Origin of the sequence: Haloarcula sp. K1 (assembly GCF_001647155.1) — an archaeon.
In the GTDB taxonomy this organism is placed as follows: Archaea; Halobacteriota; Halobacteria; order Halobacteriales; family Haloarculaceae; genus Haloarcula; species Haloarcula hispanica.
In genome coordinates, this window is record NZ_LRHL01000034.1 from 332671 (window position 1) to 347256 (window position 14586).

The 14586-nt window shown below is 63.9% G+C and carries 19 protein-coding genes and 1 pseudogene; 11 read left to right on the forward strand and 9 right to left on the reverse strand.

All coding sequences use genetic code 11. From position 1 onward, the window contains the following. The first annotated feature begins 209 nt into the window (after window positions 1–209). Window positions 210–1328 (forward strand): polymer-forming cytoskeletal protein, encoded by a 1119-nt coding sequence (locus tag AV929_RS12275; RefSeq protein WP_064288390.1) that lies wholly within the window; start codon window positions 210–212, stop codon window positions 1326–1328. 223 nt (window positions 1329–1551) lie between these two features. Here the strand turns inward: AV929_RS12275 and AV929_RS12280 are convergent, their stop codons facing one another. The 3 genes from AV929_RS12280 to dapA form a co-directional block, all read right to left on the reverse strand. Beyond that, window positions 1552–2382, reverse strand: coding sequence for a 2,3,4,5-tetrahydropyridine-2,6-dicarboxylate N-succinyltransferase (locus tag AV929_RS12280; protein ID WP_014039869.1), 831 nt, complete (start codon window positions 2380–2382; stop codon window positions 1552–1554). A 497-nt stretch (window positions 2383–2879) separates the two neighbouring features. Continuing rightward, window positions 2880–3629 (reverse strand): 4-hydroxy-tetrahydrodipicolinate reductase, encoded by a 750-nt coding sequence (gene dapB, locus AV929_RS12285; RefSeq protein WP_050037740.1) that lies wholly within the window; start codon window positions 3627–3629, stop codon window positions 2880–2882. Then, a complete protein-coding gene (dapA, locus tag AV929_RS12290; RefSeq protein ID WP_014039871.1) occupies window positions 3626–4546 on the reverse strand; it encodes a 4-hydroxy-tetrahydrodipicolinate synthase in 921 nt (306 codons plus the stop codon). The genes dapB and dapA overlap by 4 nt, the downstream gene beginning before the upstream one ends. Before the next feature lie 510 nt (window positions 4547–5056). Between dapA and AV929_RS12295 the strand changes: the two genes are divergently transcribed. Then, window positions 5057–5710 carry a hypothetical protein gene (locus AV929_RS12295; protein WP_064288391.1) on the forward strand — a complete coding sequence of 218 codons (654 nt, stop codon included), beginning with the start codon at window positions 5057–5059 and terminating at the stop codon, window positions 5708–5710. Between the two features lie 200 nt (window positions 5711–5910). Then, window positions 5911–6408 (forward strand): NYN domain-containing protein, encoded by a 498-nt coding sequence (locus AV929_RS12300; protein ID WP_004516675.1) that lies wholly within the window; start codon window positions 5911–5913, stop codon window positions 6406–6408. 133 nt (window positions 6409–6541) lie between these two features. Here the strand turns inward: AV929_RS12300 and AV929_RS12305 are convergent, their stop codons facing one another. Continuing rightward, a complete protein-coding gene (locus tag AV929_RS12305; protein ID WP_008310160.1) occupies window positions 6542–6724 on the reverse strand; it encodes a hypothetical protein in 183 nt (60 codons plus the stop codon). A 587-nt stretch (window positions 6725–7311) separates the two neighbouring features. On the opposite strand from AV929_RS12305, the gene AV929_RS12310 reads away from it, so the two are divergent. Together AV929_RS12310 and AV929_RS12315 are read left to right on the forward strand one after the other, a co-directional pair. Further along, entirely contained in the window at window positions 7312–7779 is a 468-nt protein-coding gene (locus AV929_RS12310) for a PUA domain-containing protein (protein WP_064288392.1), read from the forward strand. A 36-nt stretch (window positions 7780–7815) separates the two neighbouring features. Further along, window positions 7816–8262, forward strand: a complete 447-nt coding sequence (locus AV929_RS12315) for a hypothetical protein (protein ID WP_014039875.1) — start codon at window positions 7816–7818, stop codon at window positions 8260–8262. Here the strand turns inward: AV929_RS12315 and AV929_RS12320 are convergent. Continuing rightward, window positions 8263–9215: pseudogene (locus tag AV929_RS12320) on the reverse strand (AEC family transporter). A gap of 146 nt (window positions 9216–9361) precedes the next feature. Between AV929_RS12320 and AV929_RS12325 the strand changes: the two are divergent. The 4 genes from AV929_RS12325 to AV929_RS12340 all read left to right on the forward strand — a co-directional run bounded on the left by AV929_RS12325 (window position 9362) and on the right by AV929_RS12340 (window position 11150). After that, window positions 9362–9757, forward strand: coding sequence for a nascent polypeptide-associated complex protein (locus tag AV929_RS12325; RefSeq protein WP_008310152.1), 396 nt, complete (start codon window positions 9362–9364; stop codon window positions 9755–9757). Between the two features lies 1 nt (window position 9758). Then, the gene (locus AV929_RS12330) at window positions 9759–10481 is read left to right on the forward strand and encodes a methyltransferase domain-containing protein (protein ID WP_004962944.1); all 723 of its coding nucleotides are present in this window, start codon (window positions 9759–9761) and stop codon (window positions 10479–10481) included. A 76-nt stretch (window positions 10482–10557) separates the two neighbouring features. Beyond that, complete coding sequence (locus AV929_RS12335; protein WP_014039877.1) at window positions 10558–10767, forward strand: hypothetical protein; 210 nt, start codon at window positions 10558–10560, stop codon at window positions 10765–10767. 2 nt (window positions 10768–10769) lie between these two features. Beyond that, a complete protein-coding gene (locus tag AV929_RS12340) occupies window positions 10770–11150 on the forward strand; it encodes a hypothetical protein (RefSeq protein ID WP_064288393.1) in 381 nt (126 codons plus the stop codon). Here AV929_RS12340 and AV929_RS12345 read toward each other — a convergent pair. The 3 genes from AV929_RS12345 to AV929_RS12355 form a co-directional block, all read right to left on the reverse strand. Beyond that, complete coding sequence (locus tag AV929_RS12345; RefSeq protein ID WP_064288394.1) at window positions 11131–11742, reverse strand: hypothetical protein; 612 nt, start codon at window positions 11740–11742, stop codon at window positions 11131–11133. The two genes, AV929_RS12340 and AV929_RS12345, sit on opposite strands and share 20 nt — an antisense overlap. A 9-nt stretch (window positions 11743–11751) precedes the next feature. Beyond that, window positions 11752–12078, reverse strand: a complete 327-nt coding sequence (locus tag AV929_RS12350) for a transcription factor S (protein ID WP_005535365.1) — start codon at window positions 12076–12078, stop codon at window positions 11752–11754. A 117-nt stretch (window positions 12079–12195) separates the two neighbouring features. Next, window positions 12196–13290 (reverse strand): hypothetical protein, encoded by a 1095-nt coding sequence (locus tag AV929_RS12355; RefSeq protein ID WP_064288395.1) that lies wholly within the window; start codon window positions 13288–13290, stop codon window positions 12196–12198. A gap of 129 nt (window positions 13291–13419) precedes the next feature. Here AV929_RS12355 and AV929_RS12360 point away from each other — a divergent pair, with 129 nt between their 5' ends. Together AV929_RS12360 and AV929_RS12365 are read left to right on the forward strand one after the other, a co-directional pair. Further along, window positions 13420–13707, forward strand: coding sequence for a DUF5789 family protein (locus AV929_RS12360; RefSeq protein ID WP_064288396.1), 288 nt, complete (start codon window positions 13420–13422; stop codon window positions 13705–13707). A 150-nt stretch (window positions 13708–13857) separates the two neighbouring features. Continuing rightward, window positions 13858–14058 carry a hypothetical protein gene (locus AV929_RS12365; RefSeq protein ID WP_008310143.1) on the forward strand — a complete coding sequence of 67 codons (201 nt, stop codon included), beginning with the start codon at window positions 13858–13860 and terminating at the stop codon, window positions 14056–14058. A 98-nt stretch (window positions 14059–14156) separates the two neighbouring features. Here the strand turns inward: AV929_RS12365 and AV929_RS22370 are convergent, their stop codons facing one another. Next, complete coding sequence (locus tag AV929_RS22370) at window positions 14157–14321, reverse strand: hypothetical protein (protein ID WP_023843175.1); 165 nt, start codon at window positions 14319–14321, stop codon at window positions 14157–14159. Window positions 14322–14586: the final 265 nt, after the last annotated feature.

Sequence of the window (14586 nt, forward strand, 5' to 3'; positions counted from 1 at the left end):
CCGCTACTCCGCGCACCCCACTCTCTCTGCGTGCGTCTTCTGGCTCCATTGTTTTCAGTGTCTCCTCTCCATCGGCGACGACAACACCGCGGCGCGGACAGACCGCTCGGTCTGGACGAGTGCGGCCCGGCTCACACCGTTCGGGTGGCGTTCTCGCTGCCTGATAATGTTATCACACATTTATCATGTTCCCAACACAATCAAATCGCATGTCTTCCAGACACGCCAGCGGCGGCCTCCGGGTCGCTACGCTCGCGCTCGTGTCGCTCGTTTTGCTATCGACTGTGGCCGGTACCGTTGCCGCGCAGTCGTATCAGGGAGCAAGCGGAACCATAATCATCGGACCTGACGAGACGTACGACAGCGTTGAGGGGGTCGCCGGGACGGTCATCGTTCGCGGGACGGTGACCGGAGACGTCGAAACCGCGGCAGGGACCGTCCACGTCACCGAGGCCGGTGAGGTGGGTGGGAACATCGAGGCTGCGGCGGGGACTGTCCGTATCGACGGCACTGTCGGCGGCAACGTCAGCGTCGCCGGCGGGACAGTCGAGATCGGCGAGACAGCCCAGATTGGCGGAAACCTCGAAGCAGGTGCTGGCTTCCTCGCGATTCATGGGACGGTCGACGGGACCGTCCGTGCTGGTGCAGAGGAGTTCGTCCTCGGGCCGACGGCGTCGGTCGGCGGCGACGTCCGCTACGACGCAGCCACGTTCACCCGCGATCCCGAGGCCACCGTCGGCGGGAGCGTCGTTCAGGACGAGAGCATCGGCGACAGCGCCGGGCCGGACTCCGGCGAGTTCGCGCTTCCGTCATGGATCGGTGTCGTCTACGGCCTGCTCGTAAACCTCCTGCTGGGTGCGATCCTACTGGCCGCCTTCCCGTCGTTTTCAGCGCGCGTCGCCGGACACGTCGCGGAGCGCCCGGCGAAGTCCGGGGGCGTCGGCCTGCTGACACTCGTCGCCGTGCCCGTCGTCCTCGTCGTTCTCCTGTTCACCATCGTCGGCATCCCGCTCTCGCTGGTCGGTGCCGTCATTTTCGGCGTCGCGGTGTGGGTCGCCGTCGTCTACGGCCAGTTCGCCGCTGGGTCGTGGGCGCTCTCGCTCGCTGACCGGGAGAACCGCTGGCTCGCGCTCGTCGTCGGCCTCATCGGGTTTGCAATTCTCGGTGCGATACCGGTTGTCGGGTGGGTGTTCGAACTGCTTGCGCTTTTACTCGGCCTCGGCGCACTGGCACTCACCCTCAGAGAGTCCTACCAGCGCCGTGGGAACGTCGCAGACGGGCGGCAAACGACACTTGACGAGATCGACAGCGATACCACCGCGGCCTGAAGTCCGAGCGACACGCCGCCGTTGGCTCCCCTCCAGTCACTCAGCTTCGATACTCAACAACTCTTGACCGTGGCGTAGACTGTCTCAACTATCAGTCCGTCCACCAGATGCGCCCGCCGGACGAGGTGATGCCGAGAGCGCTCTCCACGGTCGAAACTCCATTGCTCGCGGGTCACTTCGCTCACCGTTCGCTTTACCGAGGGCCGCGCTTCGCGCGCCCTCGCTACTCCCGAAGCGCGTCTTCTCTCTCCGTCGCTTCCAGCGTCTCCTCCTCGACATCGGTCGCCACCACAGCGGGCTTGTACGCCCCGCCGGGAATCAGGTCGTTCTCGCCGACTGAAGAGTCGACGAAGCGCTGGAAGGCGCGCCGTTCCGGCGGCAGTTCGCCGTACAGTACCTCGTCCTTGACGAGATCGTAGACGGGAATCCGCGGCGTCAGGAGCGTGTTCTCACCGACAATCGAGCCTTCGCCAACGACGAAGCCGCTGGTGACGCGACAGCCAGCGCCCAGCGATACCTCGTCCTCAACGATGACTGGGGCGTTCTCGACCGGTTCGAGGACGCCGCCGATGAGCGTGTTCGCGCCGAGCTTGACGTTCTCGCCGATCTGGGCGCAGGAACCGACGGTGTCACAGGAGTCGATGAGCGTCCCGTCGCCGACGTACGCCCCGATGTTGACGAACGAGGGCGACATCATGATGCAGTCCTCACCGAGGTACGCGCCACGGCGGATGGTCGTGCCGTCCGGCGTGTTGCGGGTCCCGCGCTCGCCGAGGTCCTCAGTCTCCCGGAGTGGGAGCACGTCGTGGTAGTCGACGCCGCCGTACTCCCGGGCGACGGTCTCGCGCAGGCCGAAGTTCAGCAGAATGCCCTGCTTGACCCACGCGTTCGCCTCCCACTCGCCGCCAGACTTCTCCGCGGCGCGGACCTCGCCGGCTTCCAGCGCCGTGAGGAATTCATCGAGTACAGCGAGGTGGTCGTCGGTCGTGTCGGCCGCCGAGAGGCCGTCCTGTTTCCGTTGCCAGAGGTCGTCGATATCGGCTTCGAGGCTCATACCACCCGGTTGCGACGCCGGGGGCTTACCTATCGGGGTTTCGGGATGGGTGTGCTACCATGCCGCATTTTCCGTCTGTCGTTCTCTCAGTCGGACCCGCGGCCGGGGATGTACCCGCATTCCCGGCACATACTGATGCGCGGTGCCGTCGCTTCGAATTCACTGGAACATCGTGGGCAATCGGTCGCTGGTAGTTGTACGTGCTGGTTCGTAGCCATAGACGATACGCGGCAACTCCGACATATAAGGCTGACCGTGGTATTGAGAGAGGTATTCGAGTGTGTATTATCACATATTCATATTTTCCGAATACCGGGTGTCAATATGGTCGCCGCTCACCGATCCGTCGATAGTAACAATTGAAACGATTTACACACTGATCGCACTACAGTCGTCCGATCAGGTGTGCATTGATTTTCAACGGCTACTATAGAACCGCAATCAATTACGGCGAGTAGACCGCTGAAAACCGTCCCGTGTTTCCCCTCCGGTCTCCTTCAGGCGTCTACAACGTCGCCGAACTCGTACCAGCCGGCGTCGCGGCCGACGAGCCACGTCGCCGCGTCCAGTGCGCCGGCGGCGAACACACCGCGGTCCTCGGCCCGGTGGGAGAGCGAGAGGACTTCGTCGTTGCCGGCCAGTACGAGTTCGTGCTCCCCGCGAATGTCACCGGCTCGCCTGGCGAACACGCCGATTTCGTCGTCGTCGCGCGGTGCGTGCCCTTCCCGGCCGTACACCGGCTCTACGTCGCGCTCCTCTTGGATCACGTCGAGGATGCTGTTGGCCGTCCCCGACGGCGCGTCGACCTTGCGGTTGTGGTGGGTCTCCATGAGTTCGAGGTCGTAGTCGTCGAGCGTCCCGACGGCCTCGCTGACGAGGCGCTGGAGGACCTGAATTCCCTGCGAGAAGTTGGTCGCCTTCAGCAGCGGAACCTCCTCACTGGCGTCTCGCAGACTGGCCATCCCGTCCTCGTCGAAGCCGGTGGTTCCGACGACCATCGAGACGCCCGCTTCGACGCAGGCTTCGGCGACGGTCAGCGCACCCTCTGGGACAGCGAAGTCGACGACAACGTCCACGTCGTACTCCCGGAGCGCCTCGGCGGCATCGGCGAGGTCGACGACAGGGACGCCGTCGACCGCGTTGGTATCGCTGGTCGCAAAGCCGACCACGACCTCGCTGTCGGTGGCGGCCTCGATGACAGCGCCACCCATCTGGCCGGTGACGCCGTTGACCGCCACCCGCGTCATCGCTCGGCCTCCGCGTACTCGTCTTCGAGGTCTTCGGTTTCGAGCGTCGCGAGCACGTCACGCAGGTGGTCGAGGTGTTCGTCGGACAGGCGGGTTAGCGGCGAGCGGAGGTACGCCGGGCCGTAGCCTCTGATCCGCATTGCCTCCTTGACCGGGATGGGGTTCGTCTCGACGAACAGTGCGCGGAACAGCGGGCCGAGTTCGTGGTGAATCGCTCTCGCTCGCTCGAAGTCGCCGGACAGCGCCGCACCGACCATCGCGCAGGTGCGCTCCGGTTCGATGTTGGCCGAGACGGAGATACAGCCGGTCCCGCCGACCGACAGCATCGGTAGCGTCATCCCGTCGTCGCCGGACAGCACCGCGAAGTCCTCGTCCTGCGTGCGTTCGATGATCTCTGAAATCTGTCCCATGTCGCCGCTCGCAGCCTTGTAGGCCCGGATGTTCGGGTGTGCGGCGAGTTCGACCGCCGTATCCGGGTCGATGTTCTGGCCCGTCCGCGAGGGGACGTTGTAGACGATCTGTGGCAGGTCGACGGCGTCAGCCAGCGTCGTGTAGTGGTCGAGGAACCCCTGCTGTTCGGGCTTGTTGTAGTACGGCGAGATGAGCAACAGCGCGTCAGCGCCGGCCTCGGCGGAGCGCCGGGACAGCTCCAGCGCTTCCTTGGTGTTGTTCGACCCCGAGCCGGCGATGACCGGCACGTCGTCGACGGCGTCGATGACCGCCTCGACGACCTCGATGTGTTCGTCGTGCGAGAGCGTCGCCGATTCACCGGTCGAGCCGACCGGAACGAGGCCGTCGACGCCGGCGGATTCGAGCCGCTGGGCGTCCTCTTGGAGTGTTTCGAAGTCGATACTGCCGTCCTGGTGGAACGGCGTGCACATAGCCGGGAACACGCCGCGGAAGTCGATAGCTGTCATTGCTGAGTGTGTGGTGTCGCTGTGGGTTCGGTTGTCCGGTCGGAAACGGTGCGATAGCCGGCCGATACCGCCGGCTGTTGTGTGTCAAACGTCCTGACCCGAGACGGAGTCGCCACGTCCGCCACGAGTCGCTAAAACGTCGGCTTGCGTTTCGCGCGGACGACGCCCTCACCGGGGAGCCACGAGGCGGTTCCGGACTGACGGCGTCGTCGCATGGTCGAGTAACCAAGCGTGACCGACTTAGCTTTTGTGTTCTCGCTGTCGCCTTTCACAGTGCATTCGAAGCCTTATCGAGTCGTCGCATGGAGACGGCGGGACCCCCATCGTGTGGCAGTACGCCAGCGTTTCCCTCGGCTTGTCTGGGAGACGCTGCTGGAGCAGGCCCGACTGCATTTTGGTATTTGCGTCCTGTCTGAAACAAGCGGTCAGAGGTGTACACATTACATTCTGACAATAACACATAAGTGTCGGCCACAAACACATACTGCAAGGTACATAATATCGGCAGGTATGCGTCGAAGACACTATCTTTTAGCCACCTCCAGCGTCTTCGGATTCGCCGGCTGTTCGAGTACCAGCAGTGATCCGACCGAGACAGCTGCAAAAACGGAAACCGAGAACACTGAGCAACAAACAGCTGGAAATACCGAAGAGATGACAGAGCGTCAACTCAGTGGTCACATTCGGCCAGCTGAGAGTCCTGAGTCCCCGGTAAAAGAACTCTCGTGTGAGAAGGGCAACTTCACTCGCCACCCGCCAATGTATGACGAAGGCTCCGTTCCGTGGGGAGATACCGGGTATGTATCACTACGGATTGATGGGACAGCGTTTGAATACGGTGACACAGCCCAAATTACGCTGACAAACGTGTCTGATCGCACCCTCTCTCTGGGTCTTAAGTATCTGTACCAGATCGAACTGCTCACTGAAGATGGCTGGCAAGATGTCCGTGGACAGACCGGGGACGATGAGTTTCAATACGTGGATATGGGTACCGAGGCAGCGCCTGGGCAGGTATTTGAATGGTCGCTCCGTCTGACCGAAGAGGGGGTTGTTCCTGACGAGAAGGATTTTACTGTGTGTCCTGAACTCGTCTCCGGTCGGTATCGGTTCGTCTACTGGACAGTTACTCCGGTAGCAGTTGCGTTCGACCTCCAGAAGTAGGCTGTTTTGCGCTTGTCCGAGTGAAACACAGTGCTCACTAAGTTGACTGCACTCCTCGGTAGTAAGACCGCCTTATTGACATATTCTATCCACGGCTAGAGCTGCTGAAGCGACAACAACTGGTTAGTTGGGGCATAATTACGCCGTTCTTTCACGTTTGTATCCCGAAAGCATATTCGGGCCGATAGCCAATACCTGATATGACAGTTTCCCAGCCGGGACAGCGCGTGGCCGTACTGGCCGACGCGCAAAACCTCTATCACACTGCCCGGAGTCTTTACTCGCGGAACATCGACTACGAGGCACTACTGGAAGAGGCCGTTGACGGCCGCGAACTGACCCGCGCAATCGCCTACGTCATCCGCGCGGATTCGCCCGAAGAGGAGTCGTTTTTCGAAGCGCTCGTCGACATCGGCTTCGAGACGCGCATCAAGGACATCAAGACGTTCCAGGACGGATCGAAGAAGGCCGACTGGGATGTCGGGATGAGTCTCGACGCGGTCTCGCTAGCGAATCACGTCGATACGGTCGTGCTCTGTACCGGCGACGGGGACTTCGCTCGTGTGTGTCGGTATCTCCGCCACGAAGGCTGTCGCGTCGAAGCGATGGGCTTCGAAGAGTCGTCCTCCGAAGACCTCAAAGCGGCCGTTGATGGGTTCATCGATATGAGCGACGATTCCGACCGGTTCCTGCTATAGCCGACCCAGTGTGTGGGCGGTCGCTCCGGCGCTGTCTCCACCACTGGCCCAACCGTAACCGGAATAGCTTCCTGTGGCTCGACAGGCTCAGAGCTACTTGTGCTTGGGTTTCGAAGGAAAAGGCTCTCGGCGGTTAGACCGGGCGACCGTCTTCTGACGTTCCAACGAGGAGGGCTCCGGCGGCCAGCCCAAGTGCAGCCAGCGCTCCGGCAGCGGCCGGGATGCCGATGTCGATTGCCCCTGTACCAAGGATGAGCACGGTGCTGATCGCCAGCAGCGCAGCGCCCAGAATCACTTTTCGCGTGTCTGTAGCCATGTCACCCGTCACTTGGAAGTCATCCGGTATAAATTTCCCCAAAATCGACGGAGGAAAGTATGGTACTAGGAAGCAATGCCCACATCTTTCCTGAGAGACGCCATCGCTCCGGCCCGGCAGAACGGAAATTCCGGCCCACCTGCATAACTGAAGCAGCAAACACATCCCCGTGTAGTTCCCCCGACCAGTTGGGTCACAGAGACGGCGTGTTGTCATATGCTGAGGATAGTCGGTACACCCTCGCGCTCGTCACGGAACAGGCGCGAGATGGAGACCCACTGCAGTTCCAGGCGTCGTGGTCGGATCGCTGACCGCGGATCGGATACAGAGGCACACGCCCCGTGTACTCGGGCCGGGGCGACTGACGGAGCGAACCAATGGCATTCCGGTTCGGGACTCCGTCACCCATAGGGCCGGACCGGTGATTCGGAACGGATTGGGGGAGTGGCATTCACCATCGCCACACGATTTCGGTCGGCCGTGGTTCGGGCAGCCACGGTCGGGCAAACATTTCCTTTCGGACTGCGTCGAACAGTGGCACGGACAGAACCGAAAGGCGGTTTATCACCCGGCATCGAACACGGGCAATGAGTAACGACGAGTTCCGCGGACTCCGGCGCGCGGCCGACTACCAGTTCGGCGGTGGCGGCGGGACAGCGCTGTTCGCCGGCGCTGACGCCCTCGACGTAACACACACCAGCTCCGGCCGTCCGCGGCAGGTCCATGCCACGGATGGCCGGATCGCTACGTACGGCGACGACGGGCGCTTTCGGCTCGGACTCGCCGGCGGGAGCAGACTCCTCGATGCCTTCGACGGGCCGCGACACCGCGTGGTCGTCGGCGACGAGAGCGAGCCCTTCATCCGTGAGGGCCGCAACGCCTTCGCGAAGTTCGTCCAGTCCGCCGACAGCGCTCTCCGTCCGGGCGACGAAGCCCTCGTCGTCCACGAGGACGGCTATCTACTCGCCGTCGGTCGCGCGGAACTGCCCGGCAGCGGCATGGACGACTTCGAGACGGGCATGGCCGTGAAGGTCCGCCAGGGCGCAGAGAACTGACAGAAAGCATTTGCTGCTCCCTCCGGGACGAGCGGTATGCACCGCCGAACCCTCCTCGCCGCACTAGCGCTCGCCCCGATTGCCGGCTGTGTCGCGCCCGGTGACACCGCTACGGCGAGCGATCAGTCGACGCCCACCGCCACGCCGACCGCAGAACCGGCGCCGCCGACGATGACGGCGCCGCCCGACGACCCGATTCTGTTCGTCGTCCACAACGGCACGGACGACGAACTGACCGTCTCCGTCGCCATCACGCACGACGGGACAACGGTGCTCGACGAGACAGTGACGCTGGCCGCCGACGAGACTGCAGAGTACGACCCGGACATCCATGCGCCCGGAGCGTACGCGCTGACAGTCGCCGTCGACGGCGGACCGACCCGGAGCCGCGACCTCCCCATCGACCGCTACGACGTTCGGGCGGGGTCGAACCACTACGTAGAAATCTACCCGGACGACATTCAGATATTTGCCGAGGAGTAGTCACAGCACCAGTCCGGACTGCAGCAGCCACACGAGAACCGTCACCGTCACCGCGCTGACGACGGTCGTCAGGAACACGGTCGCGCTGACGAATTCGCCCGGCGAGCAGTCGCCAGTCTGATGGCTGAACGCGCCGACGAGGATGATGGTCGTCACGCCGGTCGGCGTCGCCAACAGGAGCACGACCACCCGCGCGACTGTCTGGTTCTGGAACCCGATTGCGAGCACCGCGGCAAACGCGAGCACTGGCGCCAGCAGGAGTTTCAACGCGCTGGCGATCCCGACCGACCGGAAATCGCTGTCCCCGTCGACGTTCGATAGCTGGATGCCGAGAATGAGCAACATCACCGGAATCGAGGCGTTGCCAAGCAGTTCGAGTGTCTGCATCACCGTCGAGTCTGTGGGCGGCACCGCACCGATCCATCGGAGCGCGAGCGCGACAACGACAGCGTAGACGAGTGGGACACCGAACACGCGGCGCATGTCCGCCAGCGGGCTGCTGCCACTGCCCCGGGCGGCAATGTAGATGCCGAGCGTGTAGAGCATCACGCCCTGCAGCGCGGTCACGAGGACGGCCGTGCTGCGCCCGGTCTCGCGCCGAAGGCGAAATCCGCCAGTGGAATGCCGTAGTTCCCGGTGTTGGGAAAGATAGACACGAGGACAAACGCGCCCAGCAAGGGTTCCGAGTGGCCCGTGAGGCGACCGACACCCTCTGCGAGGAGGACCATTGCGGCGGTGAACAGCACGACAGCGAGGACGACGCTCAGAATCGTATTGCCGGCCAGCGAGGACGTTGTCAGGCTGTGGACCACCAGCGCGGGCGCGAGAACGTACACCGTGATGGTGTTGAGCGCGTCGGGGTCGGTGCCTTTCACCCGGCCGAGGGCGAAGCCGGCCGCAGCGACGGCGACGACCGGGAGGATGGCCGTAGCGAAGATCGTCAGCAGTGACACGGCGGGGATGGACGGGCGAGCCTTAGAATCGTTACGAAGCCGCGGGAGCGTGCCGGTTTCGGCCGGTCGACAGAACGGTACCGCGACGAACTTCGGCCCGAGCCCGGGTCGCTACGCTTTTCTGCCCTGCCCCGCCAGTCCTACGTATGTTTGGCGGAGGCGGCGGGATGAACCCGCGCAAGATGAAGCAGATGATGGAACAGATGGGCATCGACATGGAGGACATCGATGCGCAGGAAGTAATTATCCGCACACCGGATGAGGAACTCGTCTTCGACGACGCGGAGGTCCAGCTCATGGAAGCCCAGGGCCAGAAAACGTATCAGGTCGTCGGCGAGCCTGAGAGCCGCGAACTCGGCTCCGGCGAGGGCTCGGCCGCGGCGGCTGCGGATGATGCCGACGAGAGCGGTAGCGACTCCGGCGTCGACGAGGACGACGTCGAACTCGTCGCGATGCGGGCGGGCGTCGACGAAGACACTGCGCGAGAAGCGCTGGAAGCCAACGACGGCGACCTCGCCGACGCGGTCGACGAACTGGAGTAACGTGGCGTATCTCTTCGTCCACGAAGACCGCGAGTACCTGCTGGACCCCGGCGAGCGCTTCGAGTCCGACCTCGGTATTCTGGAGGTCCCCGAGGACGTGGAACCGGGCGATGTCGTCGAGACGCATCTAGGCACCGGTTTCACCGTCCGCCGACTGCGCGGCCCGGACCTGTTCACCCACCTCGAACGGACCGGCGCGCCGATGATGCCCCGCGACGTGGGGCTGGTCGTCGGCAAGACCGGCGTGGCAGCGGCGGACCGCGTCCTCGACGCCGGCACCGGGACCGGCATCCTCAGCGCGTACATGGGCCGCATTGGCGCTGACGTGGTCACCTATGAGCAGGACCCGGAGTTCGCCGAGGTGGCGCGACAGAACATGGAGATCGCTGGCGTCGCGGACACCGTCGAGGTTCGGACCGGCGACATCACCGACGACCTCGACGACCTCTCGGGCTTTGACGTGTTGACGCTCGACACCGAGGACGCCCCGACTGTGGTCGAGCGAACGCCGACGCTGCTGGACCGTGGCGGATCGCTGGCGGTGTACTCCCCGTTCGTGGAAAACACGCGCGAGGTCGTGGCGACGGCCACCGAGGTCGGTCTTGACGGCGTCGAGACGCTCGACACCATCCAGCGGGAGATGGACTTCGACGACCGCGGCTCCCGCCCATCGACCGGTGGCGTCGGGCATACCGGCTACCTGACATTCGCGCGGCGGCCCTGACGGCTTCTGTCAGGCTACCCAAACCCCTGTCGTTGGGGTCGACTTTAAACATGTAGTAGCACGTACACTGTACTGCATGAGCGAATCAGAAACGCCGATGGAGACGACAACCTGGCCAGAGCTCGCAATCGGACTCTACGACCGCCTGACCGGGCGCAACGCGGAAATAACGTACGACTTCGACGACATGGAAGTCGACGTCCCGAGCAAGGCCGGCGAAGACGCCGAGCACGCTCGCTGGCGAGTCGATGGCACGCTGACTATCACGACACGCGATAACGACTGACAGTGGTCACCACGGCGAAGGCGGTCGGCGATCTGTTCGACGAGGTCGAGCGAAAGCCGGACCTGCTCGTCGACGCCGACCTGACCGTCGAGCGCGACGGGGTCGCGTTCAGCGTCCGCGGGTACGACGACCTCGTCGCCGTCGACCTACCGTCTTTCGGGGCGGCGCTCGCCCTCTGGCGGGACCGACCGGTCGAGGGAAGGGACGCCGCCGCGGCGCTGACTGCGGCCGGACTGACGGCTGAAATCCGCGTTCGTGGTGCGCCCGTGGCCCGCCTCGGCGCGGACGCCGTTCCGAGCTCGCTCGCGAAACGACTCGGTCTCGGGCCGATAGAACTGTTCCTCGACGGCACGCTTCTGGCGCTTACGCCACGGCGCGGATGAGGTCAAGCAGTTCGGACCGGTAGTCCGACGGCGTCCGCCGGAGCGCTTCCGGCGGATTCTCAATATCCAGCAGTGTCGCCAGCGACCGGTCGGGGTACGCGCCGGCGGCGATACGGAACCCCTCGCCGTGCCAAACGCCGACCCAGCCGGTAATCGACAGCGTCGCGTCGGCCGCTTCGAGGTCGAGTTCGGCGCTGTAGGTCCGGAGCCGCGCCCGGTCGCCGCTGTCGACGCGAACCCGCTCGCTCCGCCCGCGTTCGACGGACTCGAACCCTCTGTCGGCCAGTTCGTCGGCGAAGGCCGACTGAGCCTCCGAGCGGACTGTCGGGAGAATTACCGCCTGGCCGATACCCGGCGCGAGCGGCGGGGTAAACGACAGTGCGGTCGCGAAGAAGAACCGCCACTGGTGGTCGAGCCCGACCGCATTCCGGACGGCTTCGCGTGTCTCGGCGGCGTCGTACACCTTCGTTGCCCCCTCGACGCGGGCCGTCGGCAACTGAAAGACAGTTTCGACGCTCTCGTCGACGAGCTCCCAGCCGCCGTCGCGCAGCCGGTCCGCGGGAACGTCCGGGAACGCGGGGTCAGTGGGCACGGTCCGGCCTCAGTGGTCGTCCTCGCGCCACTTGTGTTCGCACTCGGTGCAGGTGAAAAAGCGCGTCTCGGACTCGTCGGCCGCGCGGATCTGCTTCATCTCGTAGAAGGCCCGCTCGTTGCCACACTCGGGACAGCGTGCGCCCGTCGTCGGCCCCATGTCTTCGGCGTCGACCTCGGAGGTGTCGACGACTTCCGACTCCTCCTGGCCCTGCGTGGTGACGGCCATCTCCTGTTCGGTCTCGGCGTTTCGAGCCTTTTCGTAGCCGCAACTACCGCAGACCCAGCGCTCGTCGTCCGTTTTCATCATCGAACCGCATTCGTCGCAAAACTCCATTGTAGTACCACCGTTTGCCTGCCGACCGTGTTAAATACCCGGTTTCGCCCAGGCCGTTCTGTCGGTCCCCATCGCTGTGCAGTGCGGAAGCTTAGCAAAATCGGAGTGCCGACGGTATCAGTCGTTGCGAACCCACGCCGAACAGGGTTCCATGTCGTCCATGACCTCGCCGTGGAACGAACAGTACGGCTCGATATCGCCGTCCTGCATCACGTACTCGAAGTGCCGGCAGTTCCCGCAGTAGGTGTCCGGTTCGCCCTGGTGGACCGCCGTCTCGGTAATCGCGTCGTGCCCCGCCGTCGCCGTGCCACCGTCGGTCGATGTGGACTCTTCCGGGCCGGCCTCAGCTATTCTCGGGTCGAGCGCGTTCTCGGAAGGGCCGGTTTGCTCCGTTCCATGCGACGTGGTGTTCCGCTGACCGATGTTCGATCGAGGGGTCGCCTGACGGTCCGACTGTCCCTCTGTCGCTGTGCCGCTGTCCGACCGTCGCTTGGACCGCGTGCTGCGGTCAGACTGCGTGCCGCCCGTCGGCTGTCGACTGCGGCCGTTGGCCGTGCGCGTAGTGCCCGAGTGCTGTCCGGTCCCACCGTCACTGACAGCGCCCTCGTCGGTCGCACTCGCTCGGTTCGTCTGCGTCTCGACCGTGCCGTCCGGGTCCTGTCCGAAAAACCCGATGCCGCCCAGTCCCGGCAGCGTCCGGGCTTCCTCGACGAGACGGATCGTCCCTTCCTCGGTCACTTCCATGCGTGCCGTCCCACCGGGGTCGTTTCGCGTCTTGAACGTCGCAAGCGACGCGAACAGGCACCAGAACGTCGTCACGATACCGGCGAAGTAGACGACGCCGGTGAGCAGTGCCAGCAGCGGGTCGCTGCTGGTCCAGCTGTAGGGATACAGCGACCGGAACAGCACGACGCCGACTGTTGCGACGCCCGTGCCACCGAGGGCGGTCAGCCGGATTCGACGACTGGCCGGTAACACCGCGAACACGCCGAGGATGACCGACGGCAGCCCGAGCCCGGCGATGACGCCGGCGATTCGCCTGGCTGCGTAGGCGTCCAGCCCGTATCTGTTTCCGATGCCGGTCGTTGCGAGCGCGATTGCCCCGACGAGTCCGGCAACACCAACGAGAAACAGGGCTGTCCCGACGAGTTGCTGGCGGCGCGATGCGACGCGCCCAACCTCCCCTTCGTACACGTCGGTGAGACTAGTCATGCAGTATACTACTGCTACATCCGATAAAACTACCCGTCAGACAGATGCATGACGCGGGCACGCGCGTGATTCACCAAGTGCGCGAGCCGTTCCGAAAGCACTAATCGGACCCACGGGAACAGTTCGGGTATGAGCGACGACGAAAGCGAGGACGCGGAGGAGCCGGCTGTCGAACTCGGCGACGGACCCGACGTTGCCGGTGCGCCACTCGCCCGCGTCTCGGCCCGGCTCACCTGGGGCATCGAACACAGCACTATCGTCGACCGCGAGGGGGACACGACGATTCGGACGCCGGACGGCCCGCAGGAACTCGCAACGGTGCTCGAGGACGTCGACGTCCCGTACTTCGCCGACCGTCAGGAGTTCGAAAGCGCAGTCCGGGACGTCATCGGGACCGGCCCCATCCCGACCGAGTGAGGGCGGGAGCGGACTTCTGTGGCACCAGCACGACCCATCCCAGTTACAACTGCTGTGATCTGTGCGGCGTGTGTTATCACCCCCTTATACTCGCGGTCCGATATCGCGTCGAACCACAGGCTTTGATAGCGTCTGTTGCGGAGACAGCGTGTGTTCCACAGAAGTGGCCTCTCCTGGAAAGAGCGTGCCGCCTTCGCTGTCTGGGGACTCGGGGTATTCATCGTCCTCCGGACTCTGTACGACGTATTCGGCGTGGCAGGGCGAGAATTAGCTATCGCGGCTGGTGTCCTGGTTTTTGGCTCGTTCTACGGCGTCTTCATGCCAGTCTGGCGGCGGTTCTCAGCGGAATGACTCACACGAAGAACCGGCGGGACAGACACAGCGGCGTCACCGTTCCGACGCAGTTGGATCCACTATCGTAACGCCACAACGCAACAGTTTGCTACCTGTTACCGCATATTTTCGAGCGCATACACCGTGTCGGAGATGAGCCATTCCGTCTCACAATCGGCGTGCTCGATACTGAGCGCGTTGAAGGTCTCTCGTCCGTCATCAACCGTTATTTCGAACGCTCGGCTACGAAGCGACTCGGGATGGGGACTCGGTGGGGACACACATCTCCATCATAGAGTGGGACCGATAAACGAGTCGATTCGCCGCGACAGGCCCATTACGCGCCGATTGGCCGCCGTCTGGCGATTGGTTATGAATCGCCCGACTCGCTCACTTCGGCTCTGCCGCGGCGCTTGCCGAACAGGTACGCGGCCACGACGAGTGCGAGGGGAACGACGAGAAACATCCCCATCGTGACGAGCATGACGACCATTTCAGTAGTACCGGGCATCCCGGGAAACAGGAGGAGGGCCATACGCCCCGTAC